This is a genomic window from Myxococcales bacterium (assembly GCA_016717005.1).
Lineage (GTDB): Bacteria > Myxococcota_A > Polyangia > Haliangiales > Haliangiaceae > UBA2376.
Window position 1 is genome coordinate 103,318 of sequence record JADJUF010000008.1, and the last position, 22,662, is coordinate 125,979.

At 74.0% G+C, this 22,662-nt stretch carries 19 protein-coding genes and 2 pseudogenes; 9 read left to right on the forward strand and 12 right to left on the reverse strand.

From position 1 onward, the window contains the following. Positions 1-52 precede the first annotated feature (52 nt). On the reverse strand, positions 53-640 hold the full coding sequence (locus tag IPL61_10205; GenBank protein MBK9031682.1) for a DUF3365 domain-containing protein: 588 nt from the start codon (positions 638-640) through the stop codon (positions 53-55). A gap of 246 nt (positions 641-886) precedes the next feature. On the opposite strand from IPL61_10205, the gene pnp reads away from it, so the two are divergent. Together pnp and dut are read left to right on the forward strand one after the other, a co-directional pair. Beyond that, the gene (gene pnp, locus IPL61_10210) at positions 887-3,010 is read left to right on the forward strand and encodes a polyribonucleotide nucleotidyltransferase (protein ID MBK9031683.1); all 2,124 of its coding nucleotides are present in this window, start codon (positions 887-889) and stop codon (positions 3,008-3,010) included. Between the two features lie 8 nt (positions 3,011-3,018). Beyond that, positions 3,019-3,462, forward strand: a complete 444-nt coding sequence (dut, locus tag IPL61_10215; GenBank protein MBK9031684.1) for a dUTP diphosphatase — start codon at positions 3,019-3,021, stop codon at positions 3,460-3,462. A 244-nt stretch (positions 3,463-3,706) separates the two neighbouring features. Here dut and IPL61_10220 read toward each other — a convergent pair whose 3' ends face one another. After that, positions 3,707-4,258, reverse strand: coding sequence for a hypothetical protein (locus IPL61_10220; GenBank protein MBK9031685.1), 552 nt, complete (start codon positions 4,256-4,258; stop codon positions 3,707-3,709). Positions 4,259-4,484: 226 nt separating this feature from the next. Here IPL61_10220 and IPL61_10225 point away from each other — a divergent pair, with 226 nt between their 5' ends. Further along, complete coding sequence (locus IPL61_10225; protein ID MBK9031686.1) at positions 4,485-5,411, forward strand: trypsin-like serine protease; 927 nt, start codon at positions 4,485-4,487, stop codon at positions 5,409-5,411. A gap of 9 nt (positions 5,412-5,420) precedes the next feature. After that, a complete protein-coding gene (locus IPL61_10230; GenBank protein ID MBK9031687.1) occupies positions 5,421-6,602 on the forward strand; it encodes a class I SAM-dependent rRNA methyltransferase in 1,182 nt (393 codons plus the stop codon). Between the two features lie 42 nt (positions 6,603-6,644). Here IPL61_10230 and IPL61_10235 read toward each other — a convergent pair whose 3' ends face one another. The 8 genes and pseudogenes from IPL61_10235 to IPL61_10270 all read right to left on the reverse strand — a co-directional run bounded on the left by IPL61_10235 (position 6,645) and on the right by IPL61_10270 (position 16,365). Continuing rightward, positions 6,645-8,549 carry a GMC family oxidoreductase gene (locus IPL61_10235; protein ID MBK9031688.1) on the reverse strand — a complete coding sequence of 635 codons (1,905 nt, stop codon included), beginning with the start codon at positions 8,547-8,549 and terminating at the stop codon, positions 6,645-6,647. A 50-nt stretch (positions 8,550-8,599) separates the two neighbouring features. Beyond that, complete coding sequence (locus IPL61_10240) at positions 8,600-9,826, reverse strand: hypothetical protein (GenBank protein ID MBK9031689.1); 1,227 nt, start codon at positions 9,824-9,826, stop codon at positions 8,600-8,602. A 133-nt stretch (positions 9,827-9,959) separates the two neighbouring features. Then, a pseudogene (locus tag IPL61_10245) lies at positions 9,960-10,325 on the reverse strand (HEAT repeat domain-containing protein). Beyond that, complete coding sequence (locus tag IPL61_10250; GenBank protein ID MBK9031690.1) at positions 10,325-10,690, reverse strand: hypothetical protein; 366 nt, start codon at positions 10,688-10,690, stop codon at positions 10,325-10,327. The pseudogene IPL61_10245 and the gene IPL61_10250 overlap by 1 nt, the downstream one beginning before the upstream one ends. Before the next feature lie 236 nt (positions 10,691-10,926). Continuing rightward, positions 10,927-13,086 (reverse strand): (Fe-S)-binding protein, encoded by a 2,160-nt coding sequence (locus IPL61_10255; GenBank protein MBK9031691.1) that lies wholly within the window; start codon positions 13,084-13,086, stop codon positions 10,927-10,929. A gap of 126 nt (positions 13,087-13,212) precedes the next feature. Beyond that, entirely contained in the window at positions 13,213-14,688 is a 1,476-nt protein-coding gene (locus IPL61_10260) for a hypothetical protein (protein ID MBK9031692.1), read from the reverse strand. 7 nt (positions 14,689-14,695) lie between these two features. After that, entirely contained in the window at positions 14,696-15,328 is a 633-nt protein-coding gene (locus IPL61_10265) for a phosphoribosylglycinamide formyltransferase (GenBank protein ID MBK9031693.1), read from the reverse strand. Further along, a complete protein-coding gene (locus IPL61_10270) occupies positions 15,325-16,365 on the reverse strand; it encodes a phosphoribosylformylglycinamidine cyclo-ligase (GenBank protein MBK9031694.1) in 1,041 nt (346 codons plus the stop codon). Before IPL61_10270 ends, IPL61_10265 begins: the two co-directional genes overlap by 4 nt. Positions 16,366-16,477: 112 nt before the next feature. On the opposite strand from IPL61_10270, the gene IPL61_10275 reads away from it, so the two are divergent. Continuing rightward, on the forward strand, positions 16,478-17,137 hold the full coding sequence (locus IPL61_10275) for a glycosyltransferase (GenBank protein ID MBK9031695.1): 660 nt from the start codon (positions 16,478-16,480) through the stop codon (positions 17,135-17,137). A 19-nt stretch (positions 17,138-17,156) separates the two neighbouring features. After that, on the forward strand, positions 17,157-17,819 hold the full coding sequence (locus IPL61_10280; GenBank protein MBK9031696.1) for a Crp/Fnr family transcriptional regulator: 663 nt from the start codon (positions 17,157-17,159) through the stop codon (positions 17,817-17,819). A 123-nt stretch (positions 17,820-17,942) separates the two neighbouring features. Here the strand turns inward: IPL61_10280 and IPL61_10285 are convergent, their stop codons facing one another. Then, the gene (locus IPL61_10285) at positions 17,943-18,257 is read right to left on the reverse strand and encodes a hypothetical protein (protein MBK9031697.1); all 315 of its coding nucleotides are present in this window, start codon (positions 18,255-18,257) and stop codon (positions 17,943-17,945) included. Positions 18,258-18,518: 261 nt separating this feature from the next. On the opposite strand from IPL61_10285, the pseudogene IPL61_10290 reads away from it, so the two are divergent. The 3 genes and pseudogenes from IPL61_10290 (at position 18,519) to IPL61_10300 (ending at position 21,299) form a co-directional block, all read left to right on the forward strand. Further along, positions 18,519-19,436, forward strand: a pseudogene (locus IPL61_10290) (acetyl-CoA carboxylase carboxyltransferase subunit beta). Continuing rightward, positions 19,417-20,682, forward strand: coding sequence for a bifunctional folylpolyglutamate synthase/dihydrofolate synthase (locus tag IPL61_10295; GenBank protein MBK9031698.1), 1,266 nt, complete (start codon positions 19,417-19,419; stop codon positions 20,680-20,682). The pseudogene IPL61_10290 and the gene IPL61_10295 overlap by 20 nt, the downstream one beginning before the upstream one ends. 44 nt (positions 20,683-20,726) lie before the next feature. Next, positions 20,727-21,299, forward strand: coding sequence for a hypothetical protein (locus IPL61_10300; GenBank protein MBK9031699.1), 573 nt, complete (start codon positions 20,727-20,729; stop codon positions 21,297-21,299). 75 nt (positions 21,300-21,374) lie between these two features. Here IPL61_10300 and IPL61_10305 read toward each other — a convergent pair whose 3' ends face one another. After that, the gene (locus IPL61_10305) at positions 21,375-22,634 is read right to left on the reverse strand and encodes a serine hydroxymethyltransferase (GenBank protein ID MBK9031700.1); all 1,260 of its coding nucleotides are present in this window, start codon (positions 22,632-22,634) and stop codon (positions 21,375-21,377) included. Between the last annotated feature and the right edge of the window lie 28 nt (positions 22,635-22,662).

Here is a 22,662-nt window from a genome sequence, read left to right on the forward strand (position 1 = left end):
TGATCTCGGACCTCCGCGGACCCTGCGGCCTTGCGACCGGGCCTCTGGAAGCTCAGGGCGTGGCGCGGTACTCGGCCCAGGCCAGGCCCCGGAGCGCGCCGTCGGCGTAGCCGGTGGCCTGGTCGTCGGGGTAGGCGGCGGCGAGGGCGGCGCGGACGTCGGGCTCGAGGTCGGCGCCGTGGCACTTCAGGCACAGCGCCTGGGTCACCAGCGGCTCGGCGTAGCGGACCTGGCCGTCGGGGAGCTGGCGCACGTAGTGGGCGCCGTCGAGCTTCTTGCCGGCGGCGGCGGTGGCCTCGAACTCGGCCAGGGCCTCGGCCTGCCAGCCGGCGACGGCGTTGGCGGGGTTGCGCGGCTTGCGGGTCGCGCGCCCGAGCGTGAGGCCGTCGACGCCGACGCGCTCGGCGATGGTCTTGGCCGCGGTGCCGCACACCTCGATCGCGTGGGGCGTGCCGCCCTCGAGGGCCTTGCTGAGCTCGGTCCGCAGCTGCTGCTTGAGCGCGCCGACCGCCTGCTGGCCCCGGGCCGCGGCCGCGGGCGGCGTGGCGCTCGACGGCGGCGCCGGCGGATCTTTCGGGCGGTCGCGCCCGCAGGCGGCGGCGAGGACGGCGAGGCAGGGCAGGGCGATGCGGGACGTCACAGGCGGGGTCTAGCACCGCCGCCGGGAGGCTGCGAGGGCCGCGCCCGGCGATCGCCGCCGGGGCCGTTCCCCCCTCGCGTCGGTCCGGAACTTGTGGCAGTGTGCGCCCGCAAACGGTCGACTCACGTAGGCGCGGCACGGCATGAACCTTCTGTCGAGCCCTGGAGCTTCTGGCTCCCGGGCTGGAGTGACGGCTCAGACCGGCGGGTCACGAGGGGCGGCCCTCAACCCGAAAGGTCTGTAGATATGGCGTACGTTCAAGAGTCCTGCGTCGTCGGCGGGAAAGAGATCACGATCGAGACCGGCAAGTGGGCCAAGCAGGCCGGCGGCGCGGTCCTGGTCCGGCAGGGCGAGACCGTGGTGATGGTGACCGCGACCGGGTCGCAGCAGCCGCGCGATCTCGACTTCATGCCGCTGACCTGCGAGTACCAGGAGAAGTTCTACGCCGCGGGCAAGATCCCGGGCAGCTACTTCCGGCGCGAGGCCCGGCTGACCAACGAGGAGATCCTGGTCTGCCGCCTGATCGATCGCCCGTGCCGCCCGCTGTTCCCCAAGGGCTGGTTCATCGACACCCAGATCATCGCCAACGTCATCAGCTACGACAAGCAGCACCCAACCGACGTGCTGGCGATGACCGGCGCCTCGGCCGCGATCCACATCTCGGATCTGGTGTGGGACGGCCCGCTGGTCGGCATCCGCGTCGGCTACATCGACGGCAAGCTGGTCGCCAACCCGACCTTCGCCGAGCGCAAGCTGAGCACGATGGACATGATCGTCGCCTGCACCAAGGACGCGATCATGATGGTCGAGGGCGAGATGCACGAGGTCGGCGAGTCGCTGATCATCGACGGCATGCTGTTCGCGCTCGAGGCGGCCCAGCCGCTGATCGCGCTGCAGGAGCGCCTGCGCGCCTCGAACGGCAAGCCCAAGCGCGAGTTCACCAAGCCGGTCGCCGACGAGAACCTGTTCACCAAGGTCTCGGACCTCGGCCTCGCGGCCCTGGCCAAGGCGATGGCGACCAAGGAGAAGAAGAAGCGCTCGAGCGCGGTCAGCGAGGCCCACAAGGCCGTCGCCGATCAGCTCACCGCCGAGGGCCAGCCCTGGGCCGGCAAGCGCAAGGAGGTCGACGGCGCCTGGTCCAAGCTGGTCAAGAAGCACGCCCGCGGCCAGACCCTGGCGACCAAGAAGCGCATCGACGGCCGCGCCCTCGACGAGGTCCGCCCGATCCACATCGAGGTCGGCGTGCTGCCCAAGGCCCACGGCTCGGCGCTGTTCCAGCGCGGCGAGACCCAGTCGCTGGCGGTGGTCACGCTCGGCACCAAGTACGACGAGCAGAAGCTCGACACGCTGCTCGGTGACATCAAGAAGCAGTACTACTTGCACTACAACTTCCCGCCGTTCTCGACCGGCGAGGTCAAGATGCTGCGCGGCCAGTCGCGGCGCGAGGTCGGCCACGGCTTCCTGGCCGAGCGCTCGGTCGGCCGGGTCCTGCCACAGTACGAGGACTTCCCGTACACCGTGCGCGTGGTCTCGGAGATCCTCGAGTCCAACGGCAGCTCGTCGATGGCCTCGGTCTGCGGCGCGAGCCTCGCGCTGATGGACGCGGGCGTGCCGGTGACGATGCCGGTCGCGGGCATCGCGATGGGCCTGATGAAGGAGGGCGACGAGTACGCCATCCTGTCGGACATCCTCGGCGACGAGGACCACCTCGGCGACATGGACTTCAAGGTCACCGGCACCAAGGTCGGCATCTGCGCGCTGCAGATGGACATCAAGGTCGACGGCCTGACCCGGCAGATCCTCGAGGAGGCGCTGGCCCAGGCCCGCCGCGGCTACCTGCACATCCTCGACAAGATGAACGAGGTGCTGCCGGCGGCCCGCGACGAGCTGTCGGGCAACGCGCCCCGGATCGTCACGGTCCAGATCAAGCCCGACAAGATCCGCGACATCATCGGCCCGGGCGGCAAGACCATCCGCGCCCTGGTCGAGCAGACCGGCGCCCACATCGACGTGAGCGACTCGGGCGTCGTGTCGATCGCGTCGAGCGACGCGCGCAGCCTCGAGCAGGCCCAGGCGCTGATCGCCGGCCTGACGATGGAGCCCGAGGTCGGGCAGTACTACTCGGGCATCGTCAAGCGCATCATCGAGATCGGCGCGTTCGTCGAGATCCTGCCGGGCACCGACGGCCTGCTCCACATCAGCGAGATCTCGAACGAGCGCATCCGCGCGGTCGAGGACGTGCTCAAGGAGGGCGACGAGGTGATCGTCAAGTGCGTGAAGGTGGACCGCGACGGCAAGATCCGCCTGTCGCGGCGCGAGGTCCTCGAGGCCAAGCCCGGCCCCGAGGAGATCAACAACTTCGTGGTCTGAGGGCGGGGGTGACCGCGCCGGTGGTCCGCTTTCGCAGGCTGCGTCCCGACGCGGTCGTGCCGGCGTACATGACCGCCGACGCCGCCGGGCTCGACCTGGCCGCGGCGCTCGACGCGCCGGTGGTCCTGGCGGCGGGCGCGCGCGTCACGGTCGGCACCGGCCTGGCGCTGGAGCTGCCGCGCGGGTTCGAGGGCCAGGTCCGGCCGCGCTCGGGCCTGGCGCGCCAGCACGGCGTGACGGTGCTCAACGCGCCGGGGACGATCGACGCCGACTACCGCGGCGAGGTCGCGGTCGTGCTCGTCAACCACGGCGCCGAGCCGCTGACGATCACCGCGGGCATGCGGGTCGCGCAGCTGGTGATCGCGCCGGTGGTGCAGGCGACGCTCGAGGTGGTCGACGCGCTGTCGCCCACCGGCCGCGGCACCGGCGGCTTCGGCTCGACCGGCGCCTGAGCTGCGCGGCGGCCGTCGGGGATCGGCTCGACCGGCGCCTGAGCTGCGCGGGCTCGTCGGCGGCGGCTCGTCGGCGGGATCGCGGACCGCACCCGCGCCAGCGGCCGTCGAGGATCGCACCCGCGCCAGCGAAGGGCCGTCAAGGGTCGCGCCCCCCAGCGAACGGCCGCCGAGGATCGCACCCGCGCCAGCGGACGACCGCCGAGGATCGCGGCCGCGCCAGCGGCGGTCGACGATGGGCCGGTCAGGGCAGGTGGATGCGGTTGCCGGTCGAGTGACAGCCGGCGGCGTTGCAGTTGGGCTGGTTGACCATCGCCGACATGGCGAGGTCGGTGTTAGGGCACAGGCTGGCCTTGGCCCGGACCGGCAGCGTGATCGGGGTCTCGAGCCAGAAGTTGCCGTTGGTCGCGGTGACCATCTTGGTCGGCGTGCCCATGCCGTTGGGCAGGAGGATCGTGGCGCCGGCGAGCGGCGTCGTCCCGGCCGCGCTGGTGTAGAGCGTGCCGGCCAGGTAGAAGCGCGGCACACCCGCGGTGGCGCCGTCGTGGCAGCCCTGACCGACGCACGCGGCGCCGGGGTTGTGCTGGCCGTTGCCGGGGATCTGGGCGGGCTCGCAGTTGGCGTTGCCGCCGCCGTCGCCGCCCCCACCGCCGCCGTCGCCGCCCCCACCGCCGTCGCCGCCGCCGCCGCCGCCGCTGGCGTCGATCGGATCGCCGGGGAGGGCGTTGGGGTCGCCAACGGTGCAAGCGCCAAGGCCGATCAGGAGGAGGCCGGTCAGGGTGCGGGAAGCGACCATGGGCTCGATGCTAGCAAGCACCAGGCCCGCGCGAGACTTGCGCGGTTCCGGCCGCCAGGCCGCAATTTCGTGCACTCAGGCTGCAACCAGAGGTCCGCAGCTGGGGCCCGAGTCCCCGCACCGGGGTTCGGATGCCTCGGCAAGTATCCGAAACGGTTGATGGGGATCTCTCATTGTGGCCGGCCTGGCGCCTGCATCGCACGCTCGTGTGTATCGCCTCGCGCTGGTGCTCGCGGCTGGGACCTTCGCAGGCGGCTGCGTCGAGCCCGGCGCGGAGCCCAGCCTGGGCACGACCGGCGACGCCATCATCGGCGGCGCGCCGACCGGGACCGGCCTGTACCCGGCCATCGGGGCCATCTATGAGGGCGGTGTGATCTGCACCGGCACGCTGATCGCCCCGGACGCGGTGCTGTCCGCGGCCCACTGCTTCCAGGAGGGCGCGCCGCCGCCGGCGTTCACCCTCGATCACGACGCCCGCGGCGCGGTCACGACCATCGCCGGCGCGGCGGTCGTCATGCATCCGATGTGGGACATCGATCGGCCGATCGGCGACGGGCCGCAGCTGTACTACGACCTCGCGATCCTGCGCCTGGCCGAGCCGGTGACCGGCGTCGAGCCGCTGCCGATCCCGAGCGCGCGCGAGGCCGCGACCCTGGCCGACGGCATGATGGTCACGCTGGTCGGCTACGGCGAGACCGTCGACGGCGATCCGGCCAGCGCGGGCCTGAAGGTCGACGCCGAGGCGCCGATCGTCGCGCGCAGCCCGAGCGAGCTGCAGATCAGCAACCCGGGCGAGGCCCAGAACTGCTACGGCGACTCGGGCGGGCCGGCCATCGTTGATCTCGGCGAGGGCCCGCGGGTCGTCGGCGTGGTGTCGCGCGGCGCGACCGCGGTGCCGACCTGCGATCAAGGCGGCGTCGACACCCGCGTCGACTACTACCAGCGCTGGATCCGCCAGCAGGTGCCGGCCGCGTGCGTCGGTGGCCAGGCCTGCGCCGGCGGCACCGATCCGCCGCTGCCCGATCCCGACGCGGGGCTCGGCGCCGAGATCACCGGCGGCTGCGCGGCCGGCGGGCGCGGCGACGGGGGCGCGGCGATCGCGCTGGTGGTTCTGGCGGCGGCGGTGCGGCGGCGACGGCGCGCGATCGAGTAGGCTGGCGCCGTGCCCGCGCCGATCCTCGAGGTGACCGCCGAGGCCGCCACGTTCGTCGCGGGCGGCGGCCGCGACGTCGACACCGCGCGGCTGCCGGCCGCGGCGAGCCACGCCGCCGGGGCGGTCGTGACGCTGATCGATCCGCGCGGCGACGACGTCGGCGTGGCGATCGTCGACCCCGACAACCAGCGCCTGCGGGTGATGCTGGTGCCGGCCGACGGCTTCCCGACGGTGAGCGCGGCGGTCCTGAGCTGGCGGCTCGAGCGGGCGCTGGCGTGGCGCAAGGCGCTGGGGCTGCCCGGCGACGACGCGACCTATCGGCTGGTCCACGGCGCGGGCGACGGGCTGCCGGGGTTCACGTGCGACGTGCTGGGGCGGTACGCCGTGCTCTACGCGTACGCGCCGGCGCTGGTGCCGTGGGCCAAGCAGCTGGCCGAGGCCGTGCGCGGGTTCACCGGCGTGCGCGGCGTGGTGGTCAAGGTCCGCGCCCGCGGCGGCGCCAGCGAGGTCGCGCAGGAGATCGTCGGCGACGCGCCGCCCGAGCGGTACGTGGCCGAGGAGCACGGCGTGCCGGTCGAGATCCACCCGCTCGGCGGGCTCAACGTCGGGCTGTTCACCGACATGCGCGAGGAGCGCCAGCGCCTGGGCCGGTTCGTCGGCGGCGGCGCGGTGCTGAACCTGTTCTCGTACACCGCGATGCTGTCGGTCGCGTGCGCGCGCGCCGGCGCCGCCTCGGTGGTCTCGGTCGACACCTCCGACGGCGTCGCGGCCTGGGCCCGCGGCAACTTCGCGCGCTCGGGGTTCGATCCCGCCGACAAGCGCTGGCGGTTCGAGACCGGCGACGCGGTGCGGTTCCTGGCCCGGGCCGACAAGGCCCGCGAGCGCTACCGGCTGATCGTGATCGATCCGCCGACGTTCTCGACCGCGCGCGGCGCGCCGTGGACGCTCGACCGCGACTACCCGGCGCTGATCGGCCAGGCCGCGGCGGTGGTCGAGCCCGGCGGCTGCCTGTGGCTGGCGGCCAACACCCACGAGCTCGGCTCGCTCGGTCGCCTCGTCGCCAAGGGCCTCAAGCTGGCCGGCCGGGACGGCGTGATCGTGGCCCAGGGCGGGCTGCCGGCCGACTATCCGACGGTGGCGGCGCAGGCGCGCGACCGCTACCTGCAGATCGTGGTCGTGCGCGTGGCGTGACCCTGCCGGCGTGCAGCGGACTGCTGCCGAGCCGCCCGCCGCTCAGCTCAGGCGCTGGGCCAGGCGCTCGGCGGCGCGAGTGGCCAGGGCCATGATCGTGACCTGGGGGTTGACGCCGAGCGAGCTCGGCACCGACGCGCCGTCGATGACGTAGAGGCCGGGGGTGTCGTGGACCTGGTGATCGGGCGACACCACCGAGGCGCTGGGATCGAGCCCGAGCCGGGCGGTGCCGAGCGGGTGGTAGGCCGACAGGTCGAGGTCGCTGGCGCGGATCGTCGCGGCCCGGAGCCGGGCGAGCTCGTCGACGCTGTGGATCTCGGTGTGGCCGTGGACCGGCAGCATGACCGTGCGCGCGCCGCCGGCGAAGAACACCCGGGCCAGGATGTCGATGCCGCGGCGCAGGCGCGCGACGTCGGCGTCGCCAAGGACGTAGGTGATGACCGGGCGGCCGCGCACCAGGCGCACGCGCCCGCGCGAGGTGTCCGCGACCATGAGGCCGAAGCTGGCGATGTGGTCGAAGCCCTCGCACAGCTCGATCAGCCGCGGCCCGAGCTGCGGCATCAGCGCGGCGGTGAACTCGAGCGGCGTGGCCGCGCCCTCGAACAGGATCCCCTCCTCGGCGAACTCCTCGATCGCGAGGCCCTGGGGCACGCCGCGCCAGCTCTCGATCGGCTCGTCGAACACCGCCAGCGCGCCGGCGGCCGGGTGGATCGACAGGTTGCGGCCGAGCTGGCCCGAGCTGGTGCCGACGTGGTTGCGCTCGAGGAAGGTCGGCGTGATCAGCGCGCCGCACGACACCACGACCGCCCGGGCGCGGACGGTCAGCGTGCGCCCGGCGTGGGTCCGCGCCACGAGCCCGACCGCGTGGCCGCCCTCGACGATGATGCGCTCGGCCCGGACGCTGGTGAACAGCTCGGCGCCGGCGCGCAGCGCCAGCGGCACGTACGACACGTTGGTGGAGCGCTTGGCGTCGGTGGGGCAGCCGAAACAGCACACGCCCTGGCCGTCGCAGTCGGGCGCGTTGCGGGCCAGCGGCGCGTGGCGGTAGCCGAGCGCGTCGCAGCCCCGGGCCACGACCCGGGCGCAGCCGCCGAGCACGCTGGCGGCGGTCGGCGCCACGCCCAGCACGCGCTCGACCCGCTCGTAGTACGGCGCCAGGTGATCGCTGGTGAACTCCGTCAGGCCGTAGTCCTGGCGCCAGTGCGCGAGCACGCGCTCGGGCACGCGGTAGCAGGTGCCGGAGTTGACGGTGGTGGTGCCGCCGACGGTGACGCCGATCGGGATCGGGATCGTGACGTTGCCGAGCGAGAACGTGGCGCCGCCGGCCCGGTACATCTGCTGCTGCATCGCGAACGGGCGGCCGGTGAACTCGTGGCGCTCGAAGTAGCGGCCCTCCTCGACCATCGCCACCGCGAGGCCGGCCTCGGCCAGCTCGCGCGCCACGACCGCGCCGCCGGCGCCGGTGCCGATGATCACGACGTCGACCTCGATCGCGAGGTCGTGGTCGGTCGCGGCCAGGTCGTGGACCCGCTCGCGCGGGTAGGGCGCCCGGGTCTCGCGCTTGCCGCGGGTGTCGTAGACGCAGCCGAGCCGGCGATAGAGCGCCGGATCGTCGAAGTGCGCGACCTTGAGCGGCACCAGGAGCGCGCGCACCGCGGTCCGGCGGGCCAGGTCACCGGTCCGCCAGCGCTCGAGCATCGCCAGGCGCTCGTCGGTCGAGAGCCGGGCGAAGCGGCGCCGGCGGGTCAGCAGGGCCGCCGCGTCGAGGGCGCTGAGGATCGCGCCGAAGCCGCGCTGGGCGAGCTCCGGGAACCCGCCGAAGGCCTGCTCGACCCGGTCGACGGTGTGCGACCCGCCGGCGGGCATGAACTGCCCGGCCGGCAGCGCCGCCTCGGCCACGGCGGTGAGCGTGGAGCGGTGCGCGGATGACAGCGACATCAGGGCCACGGCGACCAGCCTACCGCAGAGCGGTCCAATGGTTCAACAGGTGCGGGCGCTCACGGCGCCGAGCGCGCGAACCCGGCGTCGAGGAACCCGTAGCTGGCGGCCAGGCTGGCGCCGAAGAACACCTCGCCGGCGTCGAGCCGCAGGTCCGCGCCGGCCCGGATCGACGAGGCCCGGTTGAGCGTCCAGGTCCAGCCGGCGGTGCCGCCGACCGCGAGGCCGAGGTCGGTGTCGTCGAGGTCGTCCTCGGACGCGGCCAGCGACGCGCCGACGTCGAACGCGCCGACCAGCTCGCCGTGATCGGCGTGGACGAACCGGCGCCAGCGGGCGTCGGCGCCGACCCGCCACGGCGCCGGCACGCCGTCGTCGGCGAGGATCCGGTAGCGCGCGTCGAGGTGCCCGAGCACGTCGTGCGCGAGGCCGAGCTGGCGCCCGACGGTGACGGTCGCGAGGACCAGCTCGGTGCGCCCGTCCGGCACCATCGGGTCGTCCTCGCGCAGCAGGTACTCCTCGCCGATCTGCAGGCTGGCGTCGACGCCGCTGACCCGGTGGTCGAAGCTCGGGTCGCGCAGCACCTCGAGGATCGCGAACGTCGTGCCGGCGTCGGGCTCGCCGAGGAGCACGCCGGCCTCGCGCAGGATCGCGACGGTCGCGGTCAGCTGGCGGTAGCCGGTGCGATCGCGGCGGGTGTCCCACCACGCCGACTGCAGCTTGGCGGCGAGCGCGTCGTCGATCGGGCGGCCCAGCGCGCGGCTGGCCTCGAGCAGGTGCTCGAGCTGGCGCGCCCGCAGCCGCGGCCCGACGTCGATGACCCGGCCGTAGCCGCCGCCGATCGCGACGCCGAGATCGGCGACCGTGCGGACGTCCTTGGTCGCGGGATCCATCGGATCGTCGCGCTCGATCGCGAGGTACTGGATCCGCGCGGCCACGACGCCGCGGCCGAGGCCGTAGAGCCCGGGGCCGGCGTAGGCGCGGAACTCGCCGCCGCCGTCGAGGTCGACGATCGTCGCGCGGGAGGTGGCGGGGCCGTCGGGGTCGCGCAGGCCGGCGATCACGCGGGCGCCGGCGTGCGCGCCCCACGCGGTCTGGTCGCGATCGATCCAGCGGGCGTAGCGGCCGCTGGCGTCGAGGTCGAACGCGGTGCGCTGGCGGACGGTGTCGTAGGCCAGCGTCGCGGCGCCGACCGCGAACGTGAGCGCCTCGGACTGGGCCAGGACGCCGTCGTCGAAGCGGTCGGTGGTCGGCGGCGGCGGCGTGCGGGCGCCGAGCAGATCGGGCACGCCGTCGGGCGGCGGCGCCCGGTCGGGCGTCGGATCCGTGGTGCGATCGGGCGGCGGCGTGGGATCCGGCGTGGGATCGGGCGTCGGATCCGGCGGGGGCGGCGGCGGCGGCGGCCGCGGCCCCGAGCTTGGCCAGCGCCTTGCGCGCCAGGTCGCGCTGGGTGCGATCGCGCGACGCGTCGCTGGCGATCTTCTCGAGCACCGGCACCGCGCTCTTGTCGCCGAGCGCGCCGAGCCCCTCGATCGCGATCTCGCCGATCACGTCGAACGCCTCGTTGTCGGCCAGCTTGATCAGCGGGGCGACCGCGCGCTTGTCGCCGCTGGCCGCCAGCTTGCGCGCGGCGTCGCGGCGCTGCTCCTTCCAGGTCGGCCGATCGACGCCGGCCGGCTGCTTCTCGACCAGGCCGATCAGCGCGGGCACGTCGGCGGGCTGGGCCTGGGCCGGCGCGGCCGCGGCGGCCGCGAGCGCGACCGCGAGGATCCACGGGGCGCGGGTCATCACTGCGCCCCGAATTCGAAGCAGAGCGGGTGGGCGTACGGGTGGGGCGACCCGGGCGCCAGCAGCTCGTCGCAGGTCGAGCTGGCGACGCAGGCGATCACCAGCGCGGCGCGGTCGGCGGGCATGCGCTCGAGCTCGTCGACGCACTGGCCCCAGTCGCGGTCGCCGTCCTCCGCGGCGTCGAGCGGGTAGCTGCCGCACTCGACCAGCCGCGTGCACGCGCCGGCCGGCGTGGTCTGGCTGTCCGGGCAGCCGGCGAGGGCGCCGCCCGAGGCGCAGCTGCCGCGGGTGCCGTCGACGTCGTCGGTGTCATCACAGCCCGCGCTGGCCAGCAGCGCGACGAATACAACGGCCGTACTTCGCATGGGGACGGAGCATAGCTCGGCGCGCCCGCGCCGTGGCGTCGCCGGGCGCGCGGTTGGGGCGACGTCGGCGCGTGGAACTCGTTCGGTCGAGCGCCCGTCCACGCGCCGGGCGTGTCGCGTCCTGGGTGGCGCGGTGTGGGGGCCGGCCCCTCGAGATGCCGACCTGGTCATCCCTCGTCCGCCCCCCGCGCGGCCGCGCCGCGCCCTCGACTGCTCGGCGGCGGCGCCGCCCTCGACTACTCGGCGGCGGCGTCGCGCTTCTTGCGGGCCAGCGCGCTGACCGGCACGTCGAACGACTTGGCCACCAGCTCGGCGATGTCGAGCACCTGGATCCGCTCGTCCTGGTTCCGCTGCTTGACGCCGTCGGTGATCATGATGTTGCAGAACGGACAGGCGACCGCGACCGCGTCGACGCCGGTGGCGAGGATCTCGTCGGTGCGGTTCAGGTTGACCCGCTCGCCCTCGTGCTCCTCCATGAACATGCGGCCGCCGCCGGCGCCGCAGCAGAAGCCGTGGCGCTTGTTCCGGGTCAGCTCGGTGACGCCGCCCGACGGGGCCAGCGCGGCGAGCACGTCGCGGGGCGCGTCGAACTCCTTGTTCCAGCGGCCGAGGTAGCAGCTGTCGTGGTAGGTCACGCGCTCGACCGGCGAGCCGCCGACCTCGAGCTTGCCGGCCTTGATCAGGTGGTCGATGAGCTGGGTGTGGTGGACCACCTCCCAGTCGCCGCCGAACTGCGGGTAGTCGTGGCGGAGCGTGTGCAGGCAGTGCGGGCAGCTGGTCACGACCTTCTTGACGCCGGTGGCGTTGAGGGTCTCGACGTTCTGCTCGGCCAGCATCTGGAACAGCATCTCGTTGCCGGCGCGCCGGGCCGGATCGCCGGTGCAGCCCTCGCTGTGGCCGAGCACCGCGAAGTCGACCTTGGCCGCGCGCAGCACGGTCACCATGGCCCGGGTCTGCTTGACGATGCGGGCGTCGAAGGCGCCGGCGCAGCCGACCCAGAGCACGTACTCGGGGTTGGGGTGATCCTCGATCGTCGGCACGTCGAGGCCCTCGGCCCACTCCATGCGCTTGCTGGCGGCGATGCCCCAGGGGTTCGACTGGCGCTCGACGTTCTTGAACATGCGCGCGAGCTCGCCCGGGACCTTCTCCTGCTCGAGCACCAGGTTCTGGCGCATCTGGATGATCTTCATCGGGTGCTCGATGAACACCGGGCACACCTCCTGGCACGCGCCGCAGGTGGTGCAGGCCCACAGCGTGTCCTCGGCGATCCGGCCGCCGGTCAGGCGCGGCATGTCCTCGGACTGCTGCCGGGCCGCGGCCAGCGCGGCGCGGCCGGCGATCAGGTCGGGGTGCTCGTGGCCGGGCTGGTCGAGGCCGGAGCGGGCCGCGTACTCGGTCAGGCCCGCGACGTCGCCCTCGAGCGCGGTGATCTTGTCGGCGAGGGCCACGCGATCGAGCATCTCGTAGCGGATGTCGTGCACGAGCTGCATCGGCGACAGGTTCTTGCCGGTGCCGTAGGCCGGGCAGTAGTTCGAGCAGCGCGCGCACTCGGTGCAGGCGTAGGTGTCGAGCAGGCTCTTCCACGAGAACTGCTCGTACTTGCCGACGCCCCACTGGTGCTCGTCCTCGAGGTCGAGCTTGGGCAGGTCGAGCGTGCGGCTCGACAGGTTGCGCGTGTAGATGTTGGGCAGCGCGCCCAGCAGGTGGATGTGCTTCGAGTAGGGCAGGTAGTTGAGGAACGTCAGCACGATCAGCACGTGCAGCCAGTACGAGAACACCGCGCCGCGGTGGGCGGTCGCGGCCGACACCGGCGCGAGCAGCGAGCCCAGCCACTTCGAGATGATCAGGCCCTCGGGGCCGGCCTGGCCCAGGGCCCGGGCCTGGGCGACCTCGTAGCCGTGGTAGAGGAAGTGCGTCAGCATCAGCGACGCGATCGCGCCGAGGATCAGCGCGGCGTCGAGCGTCATCGGGATCAGCGCGGGCCGCACCAGCACGCGGCGGATGACCGCCCAGGTGACCATCGCCAGGACGATCAGGTTGAACACGTCGATCACGCCGTAGAGCGGCCGGTACAGCACGCCCGGCATCCAGCGGTGCAGCGCCAGCGGCGGCACGACGCCCGAGATCAGCAGGTCGGCGGTCGCGATCGTGATGATCAGGAAGCCCCAGAAGATGAACAGGTGGTGCTTGCTGGTGCGGTGCAGCGGGCCCTCCTCGGCGACCTTCTTCTGACCGAAGAAGTAGATGCCGACCGAGGCCAGGCGCGCGCCTAGCTGATCGGTGCGTGGACGGGGATCGGGGGCGCCACCGGCGACCGCGCGGCCGAACAGCCACATGGTCCGCGCGAAGAACGTGAAGGCGGCCGCCAGCAGGATGACGAACAGGGCGATGTTCATGCGTGCCTCGGGTCTCGTGTAACACGCTGCGTCGGGGGCTGTCTCGCCGGTGGCGGCCCGCGATCGGCCGCGCTGACGGTGGCTCAGCGGTGGTCGGCTCGGCGATGAACCCGCCGCAGCGCGGGCTCAGGCGCTGACGACCTCGTCGCGCAGGAAGTCGCGCTTCTTGCCGGCCAGGTGGCAGGCGATCCGCGCGGCGTTCCAGCCGACCGCGAGCTCGCCGTCGAGCCCGAGGTTGGGCAGCACCTGCGGCGACGCCAGGGTCAGGTTCTTGACGCCGGTGGCGTAGGGCACCCCGGCCAGGCCGCTGCCGCCGTCGAGGTTGGCGCGCCACACCGCCGGCAGCACCGCCGGTCCGCCCTGGGGCGGATCGAAGCCGCCGCGGCCGCCGGGGACCACCGGGGCCACCCCGTCGTAGGGCGAGTGCATGACCACCAGGTGGGTGTGCACGAACGGGACGATGTCCTCGACCCGCTCGAGCACCTGGGCCCGGAACGTCGCGAGCGCGGCCGGGGTCGGGGGCGCGGCGTCGTCGCCGGCGCGCGGCACGGTCGCGGTGACCGTCAGCACGACCCGGCCCTGATCGTCGGGCTCCGACGCGAACATGCCGAGGGCGTTGGCGCCGACCAGCGGCGCGCGCGGATCGGCGACCGCGAGGACCGCGGGCGCCATGCCCTCGGGGATCGCCGCCGCGTCGATGACCAGGTTGATCGCGTAGGTCCAGCCGGCGACCTCGGCGCCCGCGGCCAGCTCGACCACGCGCTTGGGCGGCTTCTTGCCGAACAGCGGCACCAGCTCGTCGACCGGCACCGCCGCGACCACCTGGCCCGCGCCGAGCTCCTCGCCGGTGGCGAGCCGGACCGCGGTCAGCTTGGTCCACCCGGACACCAGCTCGGCGGCGACGCCGACCCGCAGCTCGCCGCCGGCGGCGGTGAGCTTCTCGATCAGCAGCTCGCGCAGCCCGGTGCCGTCGCCGCGCAGGCCCGGGGCGCCGGCGCGCCACAGCTCGAGCGCGCGCGCGATCGCCAGCGGCGGCGGATCGATCGCGCCGCCGCCCGCGGCCGCCGGGAGCGCGGTCAACGCCGCCAGCAGCGGCGCGTCGGCCAGGGGTTGCCACCACGCCGCGGCGGCCTCGGTCGCGCGCGCGGCCTGCTTGACCGCGTCGCGGCGCTCGAAGAAGCCGACGCCCGGGAACGCGTCGTCGCCGGTGAGCAGCGCGTCGCCGGCGCGGGCCACCTCGGCGGCCTGGTCCCACGCCGCGAGCGCGCGCTCGGTGGCGTCGGGGAGCTCGCGCACCAGCTCCTTGGCCTGGACCTGGGCCTCGCTCGACAGATCGATGCGCGCGTCGGGGCCGACCAGCTGCGCGGTCACGCGGACCTCGCGGACCCGGCGCTTGAGCGCGTGATCGAGGCCGAGCTCGCGGACGATGCGGGCGGCGGCGCCGGTGCCGCGCCCGGGCAGGAGGCCGAGCGCGGTCGGCAGCTTGAGCGGGCCCAGCGGGTAGCGCGCCGGCCGGGTCTCGTCGGCGAGCACCAGCGTGCGCAGGCCGCGGCGCGCGCACAGCGCCGCGCACGCCAGCCCGGGGGTGGCGTCGCCGATCACGATCAGATCATACGAGTTGGTCGGCACCGTCGGCCTCGGGGCTGATCGTCACGACGCGGCCCGCGACCGCGATCTGGCCGGCGGCGAGCGCGCGCACCACCATCGGCAAGAGCTGGTGCTCCTCGCGCTGGATGCGCTGGTGGAGCGCCGCGGCGTCGTCGTCGGCGCGGACCGCGACCGCGCGCTGGGCGATGATCGGGCCGGTGTCGACGCCGTCGTCGACGAAGTGGACCGTGACGCCGCTGACCTTGGCGCCGTGGGCCAGCGCCTGGGCCGGGGCGTCGACGCCGGGGAACGCCGGCAGCAGGGCCGGGTGGGTGTTGACGATCCGGCGCGGGAACGCGGCGACGAAGGTCGTGGTCAGCACCCGCATGAACCCGGCTAGCACGACCGCCTCGACCTCGTGGCGGGTCAGCTCGGCCAGGAGCGCTCGCTCGAACGCGGCGCGATCGCCGAACGCCTGGTGATCGATCACCACCGCGGGCTTGCCGGCGGCGGTCGCCCGCGCCAGGGCGGGCGCGCCGGGCCGGTTGGAGATGACCACCGCGATCGTCGCGGGGGCCAGGCGGCCGGCGTCCTCGGCGGCCAGGAGCGCGCCCAGGTTGGTGCCGCGGCCCGACACCAGGACGCCGATCTTCATGCGGCGTCCCCGACGAAGCGGCTGGCCTCACCGCCGGCGCGCGGCACCAGCTGGCCGATCGCGCGGCCGCGCCAGGGCGCGAGCGCCGCGATCGCGGCGGCGGCCGCGTCGGCCGGGACGACGATGATCATGCCGATGCCGAGGTTGAACGTCCGGCGCAGCTCGTGGGCGTCGACGCCGGCCGAGGCGATCAGGGTCATGACGCCGGGCACGTCCCAGGTCGCGGGATCGAGCTCGACCGCGAGCGCGTCGTCGGCGAAGATCCGCGGCGGGTTCTCGGTCAGGCCGCCGCCGGTGATGTGGGCCGCGGCCTTCCACGGGTGGCCGGCCAGGGCCCGGAACGCCGGCGTGTAGATGATCGTCGGGGTGAGCAGCGCGTCGGCGACGGTGGCGCCGCCGAGCTCGGGCGGGGTCGCGTCCCAGGCCAGGCCCAGCACCTCGCGCACGACCTTGCGCGCCAGCGAGTGGCCGTTGGAGTGGAGGCCGCTCGACGGCAACCCGATGACCACGTCGCCGGCGATCAGGGCCTGGGCCCGGGGCCGCAGCTCGCTGCGCTCGACCACGCCGACGCAGAAGCCGGCCAGATCGTAGTCCTGCTTGGCGTAGAGGCCCGGCAGCTCGGCGGTCTCGCCGCCGACGAGCGCGCACCCGGCCTGGCGACACCCTTCGGCGATGCCGGTGATGACCCGGGTCGCGACCTCGACGTCGAGCTGGCCGGCCGCGAAGTAATCGAGGAAGAACAGCGGGTCGGCGCCGGTCACGAGCACGTCGTTGACGCACATCGCGACCAGATCGATGCCGACCGTGTCGTGGCGGTTGGTCGCCATCGCGGTCAGCAGCTTGGTGCCGACGCCGTCGGTGCCCGAGACCAGCAGCGGCTCGCGCAGCCCGGCCGGGATGCGACACAGCGCCGCGAACCCGCCGATGCCGCCGACGACCTCGGGGCGCATGGTGGCGCGGGCCAGCGGCCGGATGCGGTCGATCAGCGCGTTGCCGGCGTCGATGTCGACCCCGGCGTCCTTGTAGGTGATCGCCATCGGTGCGGATGTCGCACAAAACCGGCGTGCGGGATAGCGGCGATCGGCCAAAGCCACCGGATCGGCAGGTCGACGTTTTGACACCGCGGCGCCGGCGTCCCATGATCGTCGGGTGAGGCGCGCGCGCACCGACGTCGTCATCCCGGCCCAGGACGCCGAGCGCGAGCTGCCGACGGCGCTCGATCGCGCGGCGCTGCGCGAGGCCCACGCGGTGATCGTCGTCGATCGCGCGTCGCGGGACGGCACCGCCGGGATCGCGCGCGATCTCGGCGCGGTCGTGCTGCGCGAGCCGTCGGGCGGGTACGGCGCCGCGTGCCTGCGCGCGCTCGCGCACTTCGGCCAGCAGCCCGAGCCGCCCGAGGTGGTCGCGTTCGTGCCCGCCGACGCCCGGCTCGACGCCGAGCAGCTCGGCCGGTTGCTCGCGCCGATCGTCAGCGGCGAGGCCGAGCTGACCATCTCCGGCACCGTCGATCCGCGCCTGCGCGACCGCGCGATCGGCCGCCTGATCGACACGGTCTACGGCCAGCGCTTCGGGCGGCCGGGGCCGGTCCGCGCCATCCGCTACCCGGCGCTGGTCGCGCTGGGCATGAGCGATCGCGGCGCCGGCTGGGACGTCGAGATGCTCGTGCGCGCGCTCCGGCTCGGCCTCAACATCGTCGAGGTCGACCTCGGCACCACGATCGTCCCGAGCCGCTCGAGCGGCGTCCGCGCCGCCTGCGCGGCCGGCGGGCGCACGCTGTTCCACATCCTGCGTCACGCCACCGTGCGATGACGCGGACGGGAGAGTCGACGTGTCCGAGAACCTGATCGAGCGCTTCGCCCGCGACTACGCCCCCGGCTGCGTGCTCTTTCGCGAGGGCGACCCGGGCGACTTCATGTACGTCATCCAGAGCGGCACGGTCGAGATCCGCCGCGGCGAGCGGGTCCTGGCGGTGCTGCCGCCCGGCGAGTTCCTCGGCGAGATGGCGCTCATCAACGCCCGGCCGCGCTCGGCCACCGCGGTCGTGCGCGAGCCGGCGCGCCTGCTGGTGATCGAGGCGCGCACGTTCGAGGCGATGCTGCGCGGCCGGGTCGAGATCGCGGTCCGGATGATCCGGACCCTGGCCGGGCGGCTCGAGCGCGCCAACCAGCAGGTCGAGCTCTTGCTCCTGCCCAACGCCAACCACCGGGTCGTGCAGTGCCTGCGGCAGATGGCCGACGAGCAGTACGCCGCCGCCGGCGGCGCCCACGACTACGCGGTGCACCTGCCGCTGCGGGTCGACGAGCTGGCCGAGCGCGTGGCGCTGACCACGCGCGAGGTGGCCGAGGTGCTCAACCGGCTGGCCGCCGCGCAGCTCGTCACGACCGCCCGCGACGCCGGCATCGACGCCGACGGCCTGGTCATCCCCGAGGTCGGGCGCCTGCTCGACTTCCTCGAGTTCCTCGAGCTGCGCGACCGCTTCCCGAACACCTGAGCGTCAGCGGGCGCGTGCCTCGCGACGGACCTGCGCCCCGCGTGGACGACGGGCCTGGCCTCCCGACGGACCTGCGCCCGCGTGGACGACGGCCGCACGAATCGAGCTGCGGACCGGCGCTGATCAGGCGGCGGCTTCGCCGTCGCGGATCTCGCAGACCTTGCGGACCAGGCGCTGGAGCTCGTCGTTCTTGCCGTAGACCAGGGTCTCGAGCTCGGGCGCCATCTGCGACAGCTGCTGGGTCAGCGCGGTCGTGCTGGTGCCGGTCAGGAGCGTCGAGACGACCGCGGCGATGAACGAGCCCTCCCAGATCACTCGCACGGCTTCGGCCGGCGACGACGCCTGCACCACCTTGAACCCCTCGGCCTCGAGCGCCCGGCCGATCTCTTCCCGCTCGCTCTCGATTTCGTTGATGATCAGGACAGAAGACGCGGACATCGCAAACCTCACGAAGACGAACCCGAGCGATCAGTCGACTAGCCCTGGACCTGGAGCCCCAGGTACGGGCGCTGGTTACGTACCAGACTCGAGCGGAAACCGCGAGATGGTTTGCTCCAGAAGCGGCGTCAAATTGGCCGATGTTGAGCAATGTCGGTGGGTTGCGTGCCGTGCCCGGCGCCTCGCGATCCCGGAGCCCCGGCGCCATGCCGACCCGCCCCGCTTGCGGTGGGCGGCCGGTTTGGGTATTCACGCGCTCCCATGGCCTGGTGGTCTCGTTCGGGCGGCCTGGAAGCCGAGCCCAAAAAATCCGTCCCCAAGGGGATCTGGATCAAGTGCGAGAAGTGCGCTGCCACGCTCTACGAGAGCGACCTCATCGCCAACCTCCGCGTGTGCACGTCGTGCGGACATCACCTGAAGATGTCGACCGACGAGCGCATCGGGATGATCCTCGACAGCGAGTGGACCGAGCACGACACCCACCTGACCAGCTCGGATCCGCCTGGGGTTCCCGCGTCGACGGCAAGAAGTACGCGGACCAGATCCGCTCGGCCACCAAGAAGGTCGGTGACGGCGACGCCTACCGCGCCGGCACCGGCACCGTCGGCGGCATCCCGGTCGAGACCGGCTTCTTCGTGTTCGAGTTCATGGGCGGGTCGATGGGCTCGGTGGTGGGCGAGAAGATCGCGCGGCAGTTCGAGCGCGCGCGTCGCCCACCGGCGGCCGTCGATCCTGTTCACGGCCTCGGGCGGCGCCCGCATGCAAGAGGGCGTGCTCTCGCTGATGCAGATGGCCAAGACCTCGGCCGCGCGCGCGCGCCTGCGCGAGGCCCGGGTGCCGTACATCGCGGTGCTGCTGCACCCGACCACCGGCGGCGTCGCCGCGTCGATCGCGATGCTCGGCGACATCATCCTGGCCGAGCCCGACGCGCTGATCGGCTTCGCCGGCCCGCGGGTGATCGAGCAGACCATCCGCCAGCAGCTGCCGCCCGGGTTCCAGCGGTCCGAGTTCTTGCTCGAGCACGGCATGGTCGATCAGGTCGTGCCGCGGCTCGAGCTCAAGGCCGCGCTGGTGCGCGCCCTGCGCTGGTTCACGCACGCGCCCGGCCCCGACGTCGGCGACACGCTCGACGAGTCCGAGCTGGGCTCGTCGAGCGACCGTGACGACGACCTACCCTGAGGTCCTGGCGCGGCTGTTCGCGGCGCGCCGGGCCGGCATCGTCTTCGGGCTCGACCGGATCGCCGGGGTGCTGGCGGCGCTCGGCCACCCCGAGCGGCGCCTGGGCACGGTGGTCCACGTCGGCGGCACCAACGGCAAGGGCTCGACCGCGGCCCTGGTCGCGGCGGTCGCGCAGGCCGCCGGCGCCCGGGTCGGCGTCTACACCTCGCCGCACCTGGCTAGCCTGCGCGAGCGGTTCACGGTCGACGGCGCGCTGGCCGACGAGGCCGCGGTGGTCGAGGCCTTCGCGCGCGTGGTCGCGGCCGGCGGCGAGGCGCTGACGTTCTTCGAGCAGGTCACCGCGCTGGGCCTGGTGATCCTGGCCGAGGCCGCACCGCAGATCACCGTGCTCGAGGTCGGCCTGGGCGGACGGCTCGACGCGACCACCGCGGTGCCGGCCCCGATCGCGGCGGTCACCGGCGTGGCGCTCGACCACCAGGATCTGTTGGGCGCGACGCTGGCGCAGATCGCCGACGAGAAGGCCGGGATCTGGAAGGCCGGCCAGCGCGCGGTGATCGGCCGCGCCGGCGAGCCCGAGGCGGTGCCGATGCTGGCCGCGGCGGCCGCGCGCGCGGGCGTGGCCACGACGCGGCTCGTGACCGACGCTGACGTCGCCCGGGCCCCGGCCACCGCGCTCGCCGGGGACCACCAGCGCGCCAACGCCGCGTGCGCCGACGCGGTGCTCGACGAGCTGGTCGCGGTCGGCGCGCTGGTCGCGCCGGCCGACGTGCGCGCGGCCGGCTACGCGGCGGCGGTGCACCCCGGTCGCCTCGAGCAGGTCGCCCGCGGCCCGACGGTGGTCCTCGACGGCGCCCACAACCCGGCCGGCGCGGCGGCCCTGGCGCGCGCGATCGCGGCCCGGCCCGAGCGCCCGCGCGTGCTGGTGCTGGCGATCAGCGCCGACAAGGACGTCGACGGCATCGTCGCGCCGCTGGCGGCGGTGGTCGATGCCACGATCGCGACCCGCTACGATCAACCGCGGGCGCTGGCCCCGGCGGCGCTGGCGGCGCGGGTGCGGGCGTGCGGCGGGCTGGTCGAGTGCGCCGACGATCTGACCGCGGCGGTCGACCAGGCCCGGACGGCGGTCGGCCTGGGCGGGCTGGTCGTCGTCGCGGGCTCGCTGTTCGCGGTGGGGGAGGTGCGCCCGCGGTTCCGCCCGATGGCGGTCGATCCGCTGGTGCTGTCCGACCCGTCCCGGCGTGGGTGACCGCAAAGTTTGCTCGCGGCGGCTGCGCCTCGTAGGATCCATGCATGGGTCGCACCGCCGCCGCCGTGATCACTGCGCTGTCGCTCCTCGCCGGTCCGGCGTGGGCCGGGGGCCCGGGCGACGACGGCACCCACCACAAGGAGGGCGAGTACGGCGGCGTGAGCCCGAGCGGGCGGCCGTCGCCCGACGCGAAGACGACCCGCCCGGCGCCGAAGACGCTCGGCTGGGTCGGGTTCAGGGCCGAGGACGGCGCCGGTGAGGTGTTCTTCCAGGCCGCGCAGCCGTTCACGATCAGCCAGCGGGTCGAGGGCGGCGAGGTGATCGTCTCGCTCGCGGGGTTGACCCGGCAGGCCCACAACACCCGGCGCCCGCTCGACACCCGGTTCTTCGACGCGCCGGTCGCGCGCATCAGCGCCAGGACGGTCAAGGCCGCGCGCGCGCGCAAGGGCAAGCCCGGGCACCCGGCCGGCGTCGAGGTCCGGATCGCGTTCAAGTCGGGCGCGCCGGTGTCCGAGGGCGTGGCGCGCACCGCGACCGAGCCCGACGGCCTCTCCTACGTCTACCTGACCTTCGCCGGGGCCGCGCCGTCGGCGGGCCCCGACGACAGCCCCGAGTGATCGGTCACGCCTCGGCGAGGCCGGGGGCCGCGAAGCCGCGGGTCAGCTCGAGCACCTCGCCGCGCACCCGCGCGATCACGCCTCGGCGAGGCCGGGGGCCGCGAAGCCGCGGGTCAGCTCGAGCACCTCGCCGCGCACCCGCGCGAGCGCGGCGTCGTCGGTCGGCGCCTGCGCGACCTGATCGATCCACGCGGCGATCTGGGCCATCTCGGCCTCGGCCATGCCGCGGCTGGTGACCGCGGGCGTGCCCAGGCGGATGCCCGACGGATCGAACGGCTTGCGCGGGTCGAACGGCACGGTGTTGTAGTTGCAGACGATGCCGGCGCGATCGAGCGCCTTCGCCAGCGGCTTGCCGGCGGTGCCCTTGCTGGTGACGTCGACCAGGACGAGGTGGTTGTCGGTGCCGCCGGTGATCACGGCGAAGCCGCGCTCGACCAGGCCGGCGGCGAGCGCGCGGGCGTTGGCGACGATCTGCGCGGCGTAGGCGCGGAACCCCGGGGTCGCGGCCTCCTTGAGCGCGACCGCGAGGCCGGCGGTGGTGTGGTTGTGGGGGCCGCCCTGCAGGCCCGGGAACACCGCGCGATCGATCGCCTTGGCGTGGCCCTCGCGGCACAGCAGCATGCCGCCGCGCGGGCCGCGCAGGGTCTTGTGGGTCGTCGACGACACGACGTCGGCGTGGGGCACCGGGCTCGGGTGGACGCCGGCCGCGACCAGCCCCGCGATGTGGGCGATGTCGGCGACGAAGATCGCGTCGATCTCGCGCGCGATCGCGGCGAAGCCCGCGAAGTCGATCGTGCGCGGGATCGCGGTGCCGCCAGCGAACAGGAGCCGCGGCCGCTCCTTGAGCGCGAGGGCGCGGACCTCATCGAGGTCGATCCGGTGGGTGTCGGGCCGCACGCCGTACTGGACCGCGCGGAAGTACGAGCCGGTGATCGACACCGGCCAGCCGTGGGTCAGGTGGCCGCCGGCGGGCAGGCCCAGGCCCATGATCGTGTCGCCGGGCTTGCAGAACGCGAGGTACACCGCCAGGTTCGCGGGCGAGCCCGAGTAGGGCTGGACGTTGGCGTGCTCCGCGCCGAACAGCGCCTTGGCGCGATCGAGGCACAGCTGCTCGATCCGATCGATGTGGGCCTGGCCCTCGTAGTACCGCTTGCCGGGGTAGCCCTCGGAGTACTTGTTGGTGAGCACGCTGCCGGTGGCCGCGAGCACCGCCGCCGACGCGTAGTTCTCCGACGCGATCAGCCGGATCGTGTCGCGCTGGCGCTGCTCCTCGGCGGCGATCAGGTCGGCGAGCTCGGGATCGGTGGCGCGGACGACATCGGTGGCGTGGGACATGGCGGGCGCAATCTACCCGCGGCGGCGG